The sequence below is a fragment of the Aeromonas sp. A04 genome (assembly GCF_047780465.1).
GTDB classification, from domain to species: Bacteria; Pseudomonadota; Gammaproteobacteria; order Enterobacterales; family Aeromonadaceae; genus Aeromonas; species Aeromonas bestiarum.
On the sequence record NZ_JBLNHP010000001.1, the window covers coordinates 229,433 to 244,339 of the forward strand.

The window sequence follows — 14,907 nt, forward strand, 5'->3', positions numbered from 1 at the left end:
AACATACGAATTTGGCGCCATATCACCCCAGGGCAATATGACGCCAACTTAAACGTTCATAGGACAGTGACCGCCAGCTATTATCCCAGCTGCTGGCGCAGCATAAATTTTTGTACCTTGCCGGTGGAGGTTTTCGGCAGCGGGGTGAAGATGATGCGCTTGGGGGCCTTGAAATGGGCCATATGCTCGCGGCAAAACGCTATGAGTTCTGCCTGGGTGAGCTCGCGCCCCTCCTTGAGCTTCACAAAGGCGCAGGGCACCTCCCCCCACTTCTCGTCCGGCATGGCGATCACCGCTACCTCGTCTACATCGGGATGGCGATAGAGCACGTCCTCCACCTCCAGACTGGAGATGTTCTCCCCGCCCGAGATGATGATGTCCTTGGATCTGTCCTTGATCTCCACATAACCGTCCGGGTGCCAGACCGCCAGATCGCCGCTGCGAAACCAGCCCTCCGCCATCGCCTCGGCGCTGGCCGCCGGGTTCTTGAGATAGCCCTTCATCACCACATTGCCGCGCAGCACTATCTCCCCCAGGGTCTTGCCATCCTGGGGAACCGGCTCGCCGCTGACCGGGTTGATGACCCGCATCTCCCCCTGCAGCGGGGATGCCACCCCCTGGCGCGCCTTGAGACGCGACAGCGTGGTGGCATCCTGCCCCTGCCAGCTTCGCTGGGGTTCGCACAGCACGCAGGGACCATAGGTTTCGGTGAGACCATAGACATGGGTCACGGCGATCCCCATAGCCTCCATGCTGGCGATCACGGTGGCGGGCGGCGCCGCCCCCGCCGTCATCACCTTGATGGGATGATTGAGCCCGTATTTAAGCGCAGGACTGGCGTTGTTGAGCATATTGAGGACGATGGGCGCGGCGCAGAAGTGGCTCGCCTTGTGCTCGCGCAGGGCATCAAAGATGGCCGCCGCCTGCACATGGCGCAGGCAGACGCTCACCCCGGCGGTGGCCGCCAGGGTCCAGGGGAAGCACCAGCCGTTGCAGTGGAACATCGGCAGGGTCCAGAGATAGACGCTGTGCTTGGGCAGCTCCCAGGAGAGTACGTTGTTGACCGCATTGAGGTGGGCGCCGCGGTGGTGATAGACCACGCCCTTGGGGTTGCCCGTGGTGCCCGAGGTGTAGTTGAGGGAGATCGCCTGCCATTCATCGCTCGGCAGCCAACCGGGCTCATCCCCGTTCCCCTGGGCAAGAAACTGTTCATAGTCGAGCTCGCTTATCAGCTCCCCCTCCCGATAGAGGGGATCGTCGATGGCGATGACCAACGGCGAGTGTTCAATCAATGCCAGCGCCTTGCGCACCACGGCGCCGAACTCCCTGTCCACCAGCACCACCTTGCTCTGGGCATGCTGGAAGATGAAGGCCATGGACTCGGCATCGAGCCGGGTGTTGAGGGTGTTGAGCACGGCGCCGCTCATGGGCACCCCGAAGTGGGCTTCGAACATGGCCGGGGTATTGGGGGCGACGATGGAGACTGTATCCCCCTCGCCTATGCCGTGCCGACGCAGGGCCGAGGCGAGCTGGCGGCAGCGTCGCTCGGTCTGGGCCCAGTTTTGACGCAAGGCCCCATGGATCAGCGCCGGATAGTCGGGATAGACCCGCGCCGCCCGGGCCAGGAAGCTGATGGGGGTCAGCGCCTCGAAATTGGCGGGGCTTTTATCAAGGCCGGCCTCATAGATGTTCTGCTCTGTCATCGGGTTCCTTCCTCGCAGGTGGCACAAAGCGGCTGGATCGGATTGGGCAGGAGATCTCGCCGGCATCATGCCCTGCGCCGATCTCTTATGGGGCTGACAGCCTAACAGCAGGGCCATGGCGGCAGGTATTAGCAAAACGTCTTAGGCGATGGCGCTGCTTGGGTTTTCACTTGGTCAGGCCGGTCATGATGCCGGGCATTGCCAACCTTGAATAATATGTATCCATTATCAAACCGGCATGGGTTGCCATGCATCCTTTACATCTTTATTTGCAGCCGAGGCGTTGTTGCCAATTATATTCACCAAATGAACTTGGATAATTATTGAATATAATGACCCCGCATGGGTACGGCATTGAAATTAACGACAACTCCATCAGCAAATATATTTTGTGAGCCAACCCATAAAGCGGGCCGCGCTTCGTATTCATCCCAACACCAGCAGGTTATGGTTACATGGTGAAACAATCTACCTCATGCCCAATATCAGGCCAGACTTCTCGCCAACGAGTACGCCATTACCAGTAGATCTGCGCACTCCAGCCCCATGACGAAGGAACCCTGTCGACCCGATATTCCGCCGAGCCCGAACCTGCTTTATCGAGGAGCATTTTATGTGTGCCGAGCCGAATACCAAGCCACGCAGACAATTTCCCACTGCTTTTACCATTTTGTTTCTTATTATGTTGCTGGCCATAGCCCTGACCTGGATCATTCCGGCGGGGGCCTATTCCAAGCTCTCCTATAACTCGGCCAACCACACCCTGATGGTCAATAGCCCGCAGGGAGAAATAAGCCGGGTGCCCGCCACCCAGAGCGAGCTTGAAAAACTCAATATCAATATCGGGGTGGAACAGTTCACCAGCGGCACCATCCGCAAGCCCATCGCCATCCCCGGCACCTATGAGCGACTGGCGCAGGCCCCCAAGGGGCTCGCCGACGTGGCGGTCAGCATGGTCAAGGGCACCATAGAGGGGGCTGACATCATAGTCTTCATCCTGGTGCTGGGCGGGCTCATCGGCGTCATCAACAAGACGGGGGCCTTCAGCGCCGGCCTGGTGGCGCTGTCGCGCAGGACCCGGGGCAACGAATTCATGTTCGTGGCGCTGGTCTGCTTCGTGATGGCGCTGGGGGGCACCACCTGCGGGCTGGAAGAAGAGGCGGTCGCCTTCTACCCCATACTGGTACCCATCTTCCTGGCGCTCGGCTATGACGCCATCGTCTGCGTGGGAGCCATCTTCCTCGCCGCCTCCATGGGCACCACCTTCTCCACCATCAATCCCTTCTCGGTGGTGATCGCCTCCAACGCCGCCGGCATTCCCTTCACCGAGGGGCTGATCTTTCGCGCCGTCGGCTGTCTGGTGGGCACCCTGGTGGTCATTGGCTATCTCCACTGGTACTGCAAGAAGATCAAGGCCAACCCGGCCTTCTCCTACACCTATGAGGACAGAGAGAGCTTCCGGGCTCGTTTCCTCAAAGAGGGATCCCTCGATGAAGGAGTCCCCTTCACCCTGCGCCGCAAGATCATCCTGACCCTGTTCATCCTCGCCTTCCCGCTCATGGTGTGGGGCGTCTCCATGGCCGGCTGGTGGTTCCCGCAGATGGCAGCCTCCTTCCTCGCCGTCGCCATCATCATCATGTTCATCTCGGGGCTGAAGGAGAAAGAGGCGGTCGAGGCCTTCACCCAGGGCGCCTCCGAACTGGTGGCGGTGTCGCTGATCATAGGGCTGGCGCGCGGGGTCAATCTGGTGCTGGACCAGGGGATGATCTCGGACACCATACTGGCTTACGCCTCCGATCTGGTCTCTGGCATGCACGGCGCCGTGTTCGCGGTGGCACAGATGCTGGTGTTCACCCTGCTGGGGCTGGTGGTGCCCTCCTCCTCCGGGCTGGCCGTACTCTCCATGCCCATCATGGCGCCGCTCGCCGATACCGTGATGATCCCGCGCTACATAGTGGTGTCGGCCTACAACTGGGGGCAATACGCCATGCTGTTCCTGGCCCCCACCGGGCTGGTGCTGGTCACCCTGCAGATGCTCGGCATCCAGTTCAACCAGTGGGTCAGGTTCGTGCTGCCCATGGTGGGCTTCGTGCTGGGCTTTGGCGCCCTGATGCTGGTGGTGCAGGTGATGATGATCTGAGGCGGGCCTCACTGCCAGAGAGCGCCCGGCCCACAGTGCCGGGCGCTCTCTGTGCGGTCCACGGCTCCAGGGAAACGCCCACTCACTCATGCATCAATGACGCACCCGGCCTTGCTGGCGAAAGCAGTAGAGCTTGAGGCTGATGTCGACTATGTCGGCGGGCAGCTCCTGCGCCACTTCGGAGAGGGGTTGATAAAGGGATGCCAGCAGTCGCTGTGCCTGCTGCTGGGTAATGATCTCGGCCTGTACGGCCGGCTGTATCCATCTTGGCAGCATCGACATAAGTCCCCCTTGCCGATTCTTGCTTGACCACCACAGTCCCAACGCGTGCCGCATCGGGATTGCCCCGGTATTGCCGTTGTCACTTTCACTGGCCCCGAGATGATGACGGCGTTACCTGGCTCACCGGCACTGCATCGCGCCTGTCGGGGTGAGCCACTGTCGCTCATGGGCCCGTCTCACTCTCTGCCAAAAGACCAAGCATAATGCTTGCCGTGATCTGTTATCGGCAGCAGGTCTCCGTCAGTCCAGCGATTTATCAAGCACTTGCGCACCAGTCGGTGCACTCGGGCAATTCCTTAAAGCCCGCGTCGGAGGACAAACGCGGCAGAGTGCCGCTCTATGGCGGTGGCGCGGCAGTGGTTTGACGCAAAATGGATAAAAAGACCCCATATGAATCGCAAATTGCGACGCATCCACCCGATCCAGAGTGACATGCCCATTTTCCAGCCCCAGCTCCACGGCCTTTGTCGCCAAAGCCCGACACCTTTTTGACGAGGGGCTTTTTGGTGAAGTCAGGGCTTGTCGTGCCCGCGCGCTGGTCGCCTTGTTCATCCTCCTGGTTGTGCCAAGATCGCGGCAAGCAACAGCCGCATCAGGTGATGCATTTCAGGAGAACGCAAAATGAACAAATCCATGTTGGCAGGTGTCGGGATCGGTGTGGCCTCTGCGCTGGCATTGTCGGCCGCCGCCAGCGGATCCCTGTTTTCAGCCCAGCCTCAGTTTGCCGAGGTGCTGGCCAGCAAGCCGGTGACCGAGACCATCAAGACGCCCCGTCAGGAGTGCCACAACGTCACAGTGACCCACCGCAAACCCGTGCAGGATGAGAACAAGATCCTGGGGACCGTGGTTGGCGCCGCGCTGGGCGGCGTGCTCGGCAACCAGTTTGGCGGCGGCAACGGCAAGAAGGTGGCCACAGCCGCGGGCGCCGTGGCCGGTGGCTATGCCGGTAACCAGGTGCAGGGCAACATGCAGGCGGGCGACACCTACACCAGCACCCAGCAGCGCTGCAAGACGGTGCAGGAGAGCAGCACCCGCACCCTGGGCTATGACGTCACCTACCGCCTCGCCGGTCAGGAAGGGGTCATCCGCATGGAGAAGGCCCCCGGTGCCACCATACCGGTCAAGGACGGCAAGCTGGTGATCGACAGCGCCCAGAGTCAATCCTGACAGACCACGTTCTATGAGCACCCCAAGGCCCATCACACCGATGGGCCTTTTTGTTGCGCGCCAGTCACCTCGTCTGACATGGCTGCCCGCCCAATCCAACCCCATCATGCCCAGCAAAAAGGGGCCCGCAGGCCCCTTGTATCACGCATGTTCATGACGCCTATCAGCGGCGGCCAAACGGCCACCAGGGCTTGTCGTTGTCCACTATGTCGACCCGGGTCTCCTGCAGGTTGCCGGGCTGGCCCCCCTGCAACTGGCGCAGGCTTATCTTGAACTGCTCGGTGGGCTCCACAAACCAGTCATCGATGATCAGCACCTTGACCGACTTGCTGCCCCCCTCACCGGCGGCCCAGCTCACCGACTGGCTGAACCAGGGCAGGAAATCCAGCCCCCAGCGCGCCGTGATCCCCTCAAGGCCCAACTGGGCACGGGCCGGCTTGCTCAGATCGCCGCTGCGCACCACGGGGATCTCGGCAAACCACTGCCCCTCGTTCACCGTCATGCTGGCGCGAGCCAGCGCAATGGTGGACGGCGCCAGCTTGTCCTTGATGGTCACCAGAGTCTGACGCTGCTCACCCAGAGTGGCGCCGCTGGCATCGAACAACTCCAGAGTGAAGGTCTCATCCCCCTCGTGCAGGGTGTCGCTCTTCACCGGGATGCTGATGGTCTGGCTGTCGCTCTGGCCGGCCGCCCAGTTCAGGGTGCCGGTGAGCGGCGCCACGTCATTGGCATCCGCGCTGCCGTAGGAAATGCGATAGCTGACGCTGGCCTCCCCATGAGTGCCGTCGCGACGCGCAACGTTCAGCGTGAGGGTGCTGCCCTCCTCCACGCTGGCGACCGCGCTCTCCAGACTGATCATCCCGGCAGGCGGCAACGGATACTGGATCGCCACCAGCACGGGATCGTGATCCGAGGCGCTGAAGGGGCCGTCCGATTTGGCCAGCTGGCCTGTGTACTTGCTGCCGTATTCGAAGAAGTTGCTCTCGGCGGAGTTGATGTGCCAATCCTCTATGCCGATCACCTTGGCCGCAAGGCTCGGGCTCGCCAGGGCGTGATCCAGGTTGCCGAGCTCACCTTCATAGCTGTAGGAGTAGGTGTCGGTGCCGTGGAAGCGGGTGTTGAGGTTCACAAAACCATACCCCTTGCCAAGGGCGCTGCCGCTCTCCTCATAGGGCTGGCCCGCCAGCGTGGTGAAGGAGGCGCTCATGATCTGGCGCGGCTGGGCCGCCGGATCATAGCTGGTCAGCACCCGGATGGGATCCTCCATGCCATAGGCGTTCATGTCACCGATGAGCAGCAGATCCCCGCCCAGCGCCTTGAGACTCTCCCCCAGCACCTTGGCGGCGGAGACCCGCAGCGCGTTGCAGTGACCCTGGCCATCCAGTGGATCGGCGCTTGCATAGTCGGGGTAATCCTCGAAGCAGGCGGAGCCCTTGGACTTGAGGTGGTTGACCACCAGGGTCAGAGGCGCATCCCCCTTGGGTGAGCTGAACTGCTGCAACAGCGATTCGCGCATGCCCTGCTTGATGGCAACCGGCTTGCCACTGGCATCCAGAGCCTCGGCCTGCTGCACCGGCAGCACTATGAGGCTGGCTGCCCCTTGCGGCGTCACGCTGGCGGGTCGGTAGATGAGGCCCACGGTAATGGCATCTGTGCCTATGGGCTGGCCATCCGGCGAGGCAATCCAGCGGTAGTGATCCGCCTCATCCGGCTGGGCGGCGTTGAGGGCCGCCACCAGGTTGGCGATGGCGGAGTTGTCGCCGTAGCCGTTGTTCTCTATCTCCATCAGCCCCACCACATCGGCGTTGAGGCGGGTGATGGCGCTGACGATCTTGGTGCGCTGCTTCTCGAACTCCGCCACTGTCAGGGCGCCACGGTTGCTGCCGGTGGGGTTGGCATCCCCGCCCACCACAGTGGTGAAGAAGTTGAGCACGTTGAAGCTGGCGACCCGCAGATCCCCCGCCTCGGCGAGTTCTGGGGTCTCTACCCTGTCCCAGCCGCTGTGATCTATGTCGCTGCTGTCGATGCGGTTGCTGGCCACCAGCCGGAACAGGTTGTAGGAGTAGCCGAGCGCCCCCTCCAGGCCATTGAGTTTGTCGCCGATGCGCAGGTAGCCATCTTCGGCATTGAAGGCGGGATACCAGGGCAGCACCCCATCCGGCGTCTTGGCGTCCGTCTCCACCACCAGCTGATTTTGCTGGTTGCGCAGGGCCCACTGGCTCGCCTCCTCGCTCATGGCGGCAAACTTCTGGGTCGACTTGATGAGGGGCGCGCCATAAGCCAGCACCAGGTTGTTGCGCTTGCCGTCGTAATCGAAGCTGAAGTTGCGGGTCACCACCAGGCTGGACTCGGACACCAGCCGCACCCGCATCCCCTCATGACGCTCCAGCAACTGGTTCAGGGTCTCGCCCGCCACCGGCACCAGATCCACCGCCGTCAGCAAGGCTACCATGGGCTGGGTCACCACCAGTTGATCGGCATTGAGCTGGGTCTGGTTGAAGTACTCCTTCACCTTGCCCGAGACGCACACCTCGGCTCCCGGCACTATGGCGCCGTTGGCCTGGGTGCTGTAGACGAACAAACCGTCCGAGCTGGCCGGATCCCCGTCCCCTTGCGGATCCTGGATGAAGAAGCCCTTGTAGAGACCGTTCACCACCTGGGTGACGACGCCACGGGTGGCATAGGCCTGCTCGGATTCAAACTTGCCGGCCGGCACCAGCGGGCTGCTGCTGCCGGGCCCCTGAATGGCGGGCACGGGCACCAGCTGATCAACCGGGCAGACGAAGGCCGGTGGCAGAGTGCCATCGCAGGGGCCATCGCCACTGCAACCCAGGCCGCTGGCGTCATCCCTGGCGGCGGCCACGTATTCAAGCGCCGGATCGAAGGGGCCGGTCGCATCAGTCCGACCCGCGGTGATTGTGGCCTTGCGGCGCAGCGTCATGTCCAGGGTCGAGACGCTGCCGGACACCCAGGCCGTGCCCGGATCCACCCCCACCTGGCCGAAGCTGTCGATTATCTCGCTGCCGCGATAGAGCACCAGGGCGTCGTCACCGTTGAACACCAGGTTGCCACTGGTCTGATTGGCCTTGGCCAGGATCTCGGCGTTGGCGGAGGGGTTGGCCAGCACCAGGCTGGCGCCCGGGGCCAGGGTGCCTTGCAGCGCCAGGCTGTTGGTGGGGGTATCGGTAAGAGGTTTGCCGTTGGCGTAGAGCGCCAGCCGGTATTGGGAGAGATCGACGGGCGTCGCGCCCAGATTGCTCAGCTCCACCGCCTTGTTGTTGCTGGATCCTTCCAGGTATTCGCTGATCAGCAGTTGTGCCTGTGCCTGTCCTGACAGCGCCAACCCGACCGCGAGCGCCACCAGAGAGTGTCTTCCTGACATAGCCAATGTTCCTTTTCTTATTAGCAGATATGTTATTGGCGCCCCGCGTTAGGCGGGCCGCAGCACCTTGTTACAGCTATCAAAACCGTCGATACGGGCCCATGGCCAAATATCGCGCCTACTCTGCCCGTTTGGCCCCGGGGCCGCCGCGAGCTGGCTAACAATTACAGAAAATTGTTGCGAGCAGGTGACGAAAAATAATGTTTTTCAGCTGACATCTCTGCCACAGGATGAGCGGCGCACCACCATTGGCATTTGCTGCCGCCAATATCCGGCAACGGCGCACAAGATGGCGACACACACTGACATAGGGAGAAAAAACAGCAGCTTGAGAAAGGATCCCGCCAGCGATACCCAGGGCGAATCGCGATCGGCCATTCACGGGACAATTAGCTGGAAATAGCGACGACGGCAGAGGATACCCGACCATATGGCACCACTGTGTTACCGGGCGAAAATATCGCTCACCCCCCATGGATAAATATCACGCCATTAATATGAGACGACCAAAATAAGGTTTTCCAGGCCCCGCCTGTTGTTTGCATGGCCGTCAGATACCGTCTTGCCGGCGGTGATATTGGAAGCAGGCATGCCCCCAACATAGCCGCCCCGCACATGACGTTCGGGGCGGCAGCCTCACCCTAGCCCTTGCAGCATTTTTTCACCGCCCGCACCACGTTCTGGTAGCCGGTGCAGCGGCAGAGATTGCCGGAGAGGCCACGGCGGATCTCCTCGTTTGTCAGCGGGCGGCGATCTGTCTTGTCGAGCAGGGCGGCGCTCGCCATCACAAGGCCGGGGGTACAAAAACCGCACTGCACAGCCCCCTCGTCGATGAAGGCCTGCTGCACGTCGGAGAGCTGGTTGCCCTGCCGCTCCCCCTCCACGGTGCGAATGGACTTGCCATCGGCCCAGACCGCCAGATAGAGGCAGCTGTCGATGGCTGTGCCATCCACCCGCACGGTACAGGCGCCGCATTCGCCGACGCTGCACCCCTCTTTCACGCTGATCAGCCCCTGGCCACGCAGGAAGTGGAGCAGCGACATATTGGGGGACACCGCGTAGCAGTAAAGCTTGCCGTTGATCTCGCACTGGATCTCCACGGCAGGACAGGTTTGCGGTTGCATCATAAAATTTTGCCTCCGGCACGTTCGACGGCGCAGGTGATCACCCGCTGCGCCAGGGTCTTGATCAGGTGCAGGCGAAAGGCTTTCTCCGCCCGCCAGGAGGAGCGCGGCGCCACATCGGCCACCACAGCCTCGGCAATCGCTGCCAGCGTCGCCCGCGTTAGCGGTTGCCCCTCAGCCGCGGCTTCGGCATGCGGGGTGCGCACCGGCGTCGGGGCCGCCACCCCATAGGCCAGCCGCAGGCGCTTGAAGCGGCCATCCTCAATCTGGCAGTAGGCGGCGCAGCCTATGGTGGCTATGTCCATGGCGCCCCGCATGGCGTATTTGAAGTAGTGGGAGCCCACCTGGGGATGGGGGTCGGGGGCAAAGTGAAACGCCACCAGGATCTCCGCCGGTTGCAACGCCACCTTGCCCGGTCCTGTGTGAAAACCTGCGATGGGGATGCGGCGCGTGCCGCCCGGCCCCGCAATTTCCAGCTCCGCCTCCAGCGCCACCGTCGGCGCCGCCGAGTCGGCACTGGTGGCGCCGTTGCAGATGTTGCCGCCATAGGTGGCGACATTGCGGATCTGCGGACCGGCTATGGTGGCGGCCGCCTCGGCCAGCATGGGCAGGCGGCGCTGCACCAGTTCGTTTTCGATAAGCTCGGTAAAGGTGGTGCCAGAACCGATGCGAACTGACCCATCAGTCAACTCGCTCACCCCCTTCAATTCGGGCAAGTCGTGAATATCGACGATATGGCGATAGGCGGCGTTGAGATGATGCAGCTGGATCATCACATCTGTGCCACCGGCCAAGAGGCGCGCTTGCGGGTCGGCCTGGCGCAGGGCCACGGCCTCGGCCACACTGCGGGCCTTGTAATAACGGGCAATATCAAACATGGCGTTGCTCCTCACTTGACCCCTCGGTGATAAGACCCGCCTGCACAAACTCCCGAAACAGGGTCTTGGGGGTGATGGGCAGCTCGTTGATGGCCACCCCGGTCGCCATGCGAATGGCGTTACGAATCGCCGGGCCGGGGGAGATGATGGGCGGTTCCCCCAGGGATTTGTGGCCATAGACAGACTGGGGCTCGTAGGTCTGCACGAAGTCGCATTCAAGCTCCGGCAAATCCAGCATGGTGGGGAACTTGTAGTCCAGCAGGTTGGGGTTGCGCACCACGCCGGTCTTGGCGTCTATGATCATCTCCTCGAACAGGGACCAGCCGATCCCCATCCCCATGCCGCCGTGCACCTGCCCCTCTGCCAGCTGCGGATTGAGGATCTTGCCCGCATCGTGCAGGTTGATGATGCGGTTGATGGTCACCTTGCAGAGATCGATATCGACGCTGAGATCGACAAAGGTGCAGCCGAAACTCGGCGGGTTGGTGGTGGTCTTGTGGGAAACCTCGGCAGTGATCTGGCCGCCTATGGTGAGGTGGTAGTAGGCATTGACCGACACCTCGGCGACGCTTATCAGCACCTTGTCCGGCGCACCGGTCAGCACCACGTAACCGTCGATCAGGGTCAGCGACCCTACATCCTGATGGCAGAGCTGGGCCGCCAGCGACAGGATGCGGGCTCTCAGTTGCAGCGCCGCCTGATGGATGGCGGGGGCAGCCACATAGCTCTGGCGCGAGGCGAACGAGCCAGGATCGTAGGCTGTGATGTCGGTATCCTGGGTCGAGATGACCCGGATCTGTTCAAACGGAATCCCTAAGGTCTGGGCCGCCATCTGGGCAAAGACGGTGTCCGACCCCTGCCCTATCTCGGTGGCACCTATCTGCAGATTCACTGTGCCATCCTGATTGAGCAGCATGCGGGCACCGGCAATTTCGACCCCCACCGGATAGGTATTGGAGCCATAGCTGAAGCAAGCCACGCCCACTCCGCGTCGCACCCGGCTCGCCGGATCCTGCCCCAGACACTCGGCCCGCAGCCGTTCCCACTCGAACTGCTCGCCGCCCCGGCGCAGGCACTCGGGCAAGCCGGCGCTGTAGATGGTCTTCTGGTTGACCTGATTGACGTCGCCTTCGCGCGCCACGTTGGCGATACGCACGGCGAGCGGATCCAGACCCAGCTCGGCGCAGGCGTCATCCAGCATGCACTCGAGGGCAAAAATTACCTGGGGCGCGCCGTAACCGCGCATGGCACCGGCGGTGGGCAGGTTGCTGTAAAACGTCTTGGCGTTGTAACCGAAGGCACTGCGCGGATAGAGGTAACTTATCTTGTTGCCACCGGCGCTGGCGATGGAGTGGCCGTGGGAGGCATAACCGCCTGTGTTGGAGAGCACGTCCAGCTGATAGCCCTTGAGGGTGCCGTCGCGGTTGAGCCCTATCTTGCCGTCGATGGCAAAGCCGTGGCGGGTGCGGGAGGCAAAGAAACACTCCTCACGACTGAGCGTCACCTTGACCGGTACACCGCCGAGCTGGTGGCTCAGAAACGCCGCCATCGGCTCTTCCAGCACATCCTGCTTGTTGCCAAAACCGCCGCCCATGTAGGGCTTGATCACCCGCACGCTGGACCAGGGCAGGCCGAGGGATTTGGCCACCCGGCTGCGCACTATCTGGGGGATCTGGGTACTGGAGACCACTATGATGTGGTCCGGCTGATCCATGTAGGCGTAACAGGTCACCGTCTCCAGATGGCAGTGCTGCACCACAGGGGTCTGGTAGTGCGCCTGAAATTGCAGGTCTGCCGCCGCGATGGCCTGATCGGGCTCACCCGCGCGGATCTGGCTTTGGCGCAGCAGATTGCCGGTCGGGTGTATGGGGTAGGCGCCCTCGGCCAGCGCACTAGCCGCATCCGTCATCACCGGCAGCGGCTCGTAGGTGACCTTGACCAGGGCTGCCGCCTTCTCGGCGACCAGGGGATCGCGGGCCACGACGATGGCCACACCGTCGCCAAAGTGGCGCACATGGTCGGTGAGCAGGCGCCTGTCTTTCACATCCCGTTTGGTCTCATCGAGGGACCAGGCGTGACCAGCGGTACGAAAACAGGTGGTGGGCACATCCTCATGGGTGAACACGGCTTCGACCCCGTGCAGGGCCAGCGCCTCGCTGGCGTCGATGGTGAGCACCTTGCCGTGGGCGATATGGCTTCGCACGTACTTGGCGTGGCGCATCCCGAGCATGATGTTGTCATCGGTATAGCGGGCGCTGCCGGTCACCTTGGCCTCGGCATCCACCCGCTTGAGCGGTAATCCTATGGACATATGCAAGTCCTTGCTTCAGGTAAGAAAATCCAGAACCAGGATAAAAAACAGCAAAATATGCGCCTGTTTCCCGCAGGCAGGCCAGCGATGGGGATAAGTGTGAAGAAGATCCCATCCGGCACTAAAGCCGGGCTCGGGGCGCAGCCGGATTGCCGATTTTTCATGCTCATCAAGCCGCTGGCATGCGCCCCGTTATCAATCTGGTAATCCCCATTATCAAAATGGTACCTGCCGCGGCTGAAAAGCATCGGGGGCCACCTGCCGGTGGCCCCCGATGAGACGCTCGCAATGACACAGGCCCCTGGACTAGATGGCCCAGCCACCGGCGTAGAAGAGCACCAGCGCCAGGGCGATGATGACGGTGCCGACGTTGAGCTTGCGCCACTCGTTGGAGCAGATGCGGCCTATCACCAGGGCGCTGAAGCCCAGCATGATGCCGGTGACTATGTTGCAGGTGAGCACGATGAAGACGGCGCACAGCAGGCCGGACATGGCGCCGACGAAGTCATCGAAGTCGAGCCGGGCGACGTTGCTCAGCATCAGGAGTCCCACGTACATCAGGGCCGGTGCCGTGGCATAGGCCGGCACCAGGTAGGAGAGCGGCGAGAGGAACAGCATCAAGAGGAACAAGGCTCCCACTACGGTGGCGGTGAGGCCGGTCTTGCCGCCCGCGGCCGTGCCTGCCGCCGATTCGATATAAACGGCGGCCGGCGCCGCCCCCACCAGACCGGAGAAGATGCTGCTGATGGAGTCGGCGCTGAGCGCCTTGCCGCTGTTGATGATGTGGCCATCCTTGTCCAGCAGGTTGGCCTGCCCCGCCACAGCCCTGATGGTGCCGGTGGCATCGAACACGGCCGTCATCACCAGCGCCAGCACGCTTGGCAGCACCAGCGGCGAGAGGGCCCCCATGATGTCCAGACTGAAGATGAGGGACTTGCCCTGCTCATCGGCCAGACTCGGCATGGCAAACAGCCCCTGATAGGTCACCGCCGGATCGAAGATAAGGCCGAAGAGGGAGATGGCGATGATCACCAAGAGGATCCCGCCCGGCACCTTGAGCTTCTCCAGCCCGACGATCACCGCCAGGCCGATGAGGGACATGATGACCGGCATGGAGGTAAAGGCCCCCAGCGCCACCGGCAGCCCCTCCAGCGGATTCTTGATCACCAGCCCCACCCCGTTGGCGGCGATCAGCAGCAGGAAGAGCCCTATGCCGATGCCGGTACCGTGAGCTATCCCCATCGGCAGGTTGTCGAGGATCCAGCTGCGCACCCCGGTCACCGAGATGGCGGTAAACAGCACCCCCATCAGGAAGACGGCGCCGAGCGCCACCGGAATGGAGATGTGCTGCCCCAGCACCAGGCTGAAAGCGGTAAAGGCGGTGAGCGAAATGGCGCAGCCGATGGCCATGGGCAGCTTGGCCCAGAGCCCCATCAGGAGCGAACCAAAGCCCGCCACCAGACAGGTGGCCACGAACACGGCGCCGGGGGGAAAGCCCGCCTTGCCGAGCATGCCTGGCACGACTATGACCGAGTAGACCATGGCGAGGAAGGTGGTGAGCCCCGCCAGCACCTCCTGGCGCACATTGCTGCCCCGTTCGCTGATCATGAAGTAGCGATCCAGCGCACCGATTGAGGACGGCTGTCGCCCCGATGTCTCACCCTGGCCACTGACCGCCTCTTTCACACTGTTTGTCCTGCTTGCCTGGGTCATAACCCACTCCTTCCAGCATCCCTGAATATGTGTGACGAAATGGCAGCCCGTGCCGTGGCTCTGTCATGCCACGATCGCAGGCGATATGGTGTTCGGAAGATCGACAAACGTTTGCTTTGCTGATCAAAAAAACCGGGCCATTTCACCTTCTGTTGCGGGGAAACCTTCCCCGCGCTTGCTTGCTCGCTTGCTTGGGTGCCGGCCTCC

At 62.3% G+C, this 14,907-nt stretch carries 9 protein-coding genes; 2 read left to right on the top strand and 7 right to left on the bottom strand.

The genetic code is table 11. The features are described 5' to 3' along the window. Positions 1-80 precede the first annotated feature (80 nt). On the bottom strand, positions 81-1,703 hold the full coding sequence (locus ACM3N8_RS00975; protein WP_290018286.1) for an acyl-CoA synthetase: 1,623 nt from the start codon (positions 1,701-1,703) through the stop codon (positions 81-83). 613 nt (positions 1,704-2,316) lie between these two features. On the opposite strand from ACM3N8_RS00975, the gene ACM3N8_RS00980 reads away from it, so the two are divergent. Next, a complete protein-coding gene (locus ACM3N8_RS00980) occupies positions 2,317-3,843 on the top strand; it encodes a YfcC family protein (protein ID WP_416015304.1) in 1,527 nt (508 codons plus the stop codon). Positions 3,844-3,936: 93 nt separating this feature from the next. Here the strand turns inward: ACM3N8_RS00980 and ACM3N8_RS00985 are convergent, their stop codons facing one another. Next, positions 3,937-4,125 carry a hypothetical protein gene (locus tag ACM3N8_RS00985; RefSeq protein ID WP_043134896.1) on the bottom strand — a complete coding sequence of 63 codons (189 nt, stop codon included), beginning with the start codon at positions 4,123-4,125 and terminating at the stop codon, positions 3,937-3,939. 621 nt (positions 4,126-4,746) lie between these two features. Between ACM3N8_RS00985 and ACM3N8_RS00990 the strand changes: the two genes are divergently transcribed. After that, complete coding sequence (locus ACM3N8_RS00990; RefSeq protein WP_043134898.1) at positions 4,747-5,292, top strand: glycine zipper 2TM domain-containing protein; 546 nt, start codon at positions 4,747-4,749, stop codon at positions 5,290-5,292. Between the two features lie 163 nt (positions 5,293-5,455). Here ACM3N8_RS00990 and ACM3N8_RS00995 read toward each other — a convergent pair whose 3' ends face one another. The 5 genes from ACM3N8_RS00995 to ACM3N8_RS01015 form a co-directional block, all read right to left on the bottom strand. Next, positions 5,456-8,674, bottom strand: coding sequence for an ExeM/NucH family extracellular endonuclease (locus tag ACM3N8_RS00995; protein WP_416015305.1), 3,219 nt, complete (start codon positions 8,672-8,674; stop codon positions 5,456-5,458). Between the two features lie 641 nt (positions 8,675-9,315). Next, a complete protein-coding gene (xdhC, locus tag ACM3N8_RS01000; protein WP_416015306.1) occupies positions 9,316-9,801 on the bottom strand; it encodes a xanthine dehydrogenase iron sulfur-binding subunit XdhC in 486 nt (161 codons plus the stop codon). Beyond that, entirely contained in the window at positions 9,798-10,676 is an 879-nt protein-coding gene (gene xdhB, locus ACM3N8_RS01005) for a xanthine dehydrogenase FAD-binding subunit XdhB (RefSeq protein ID WP_416015307.1), read from the bottom strand. The genes xdhC and xdhB overlap by 4 nt, the downstream gene beginning before the upstream one ends. Further along, positions 10,669-12,987 (bottom strand): xanthine dehydrogenase molybdenum-binding subunit XdhA, encoded by a 2,319-nt coding sequence (gene xdhA, locus ACM3N8_RS01010; RefSeq protein ID WP_416015308.1) that lies wholly within the window; start codon positions 12,985-12,987, stop codon positions 10,669-10,671. The genes xdhB and xdhA overlap by 8 nt, the downstream gene beginning before the upstream one ends. Positions 12,988-13,293: 306 nt before the next feature. Then, entirely contained in the window at positions 13,294-14,595 is a 1,302-nt protein-coding gene (locus ACM3N8_RS01015; protein WP_172955440.1) for an NCS2 family permease, read from the bottom strand. Positions 14,596-14,907 lie beyond the last annotated feature (312 nt).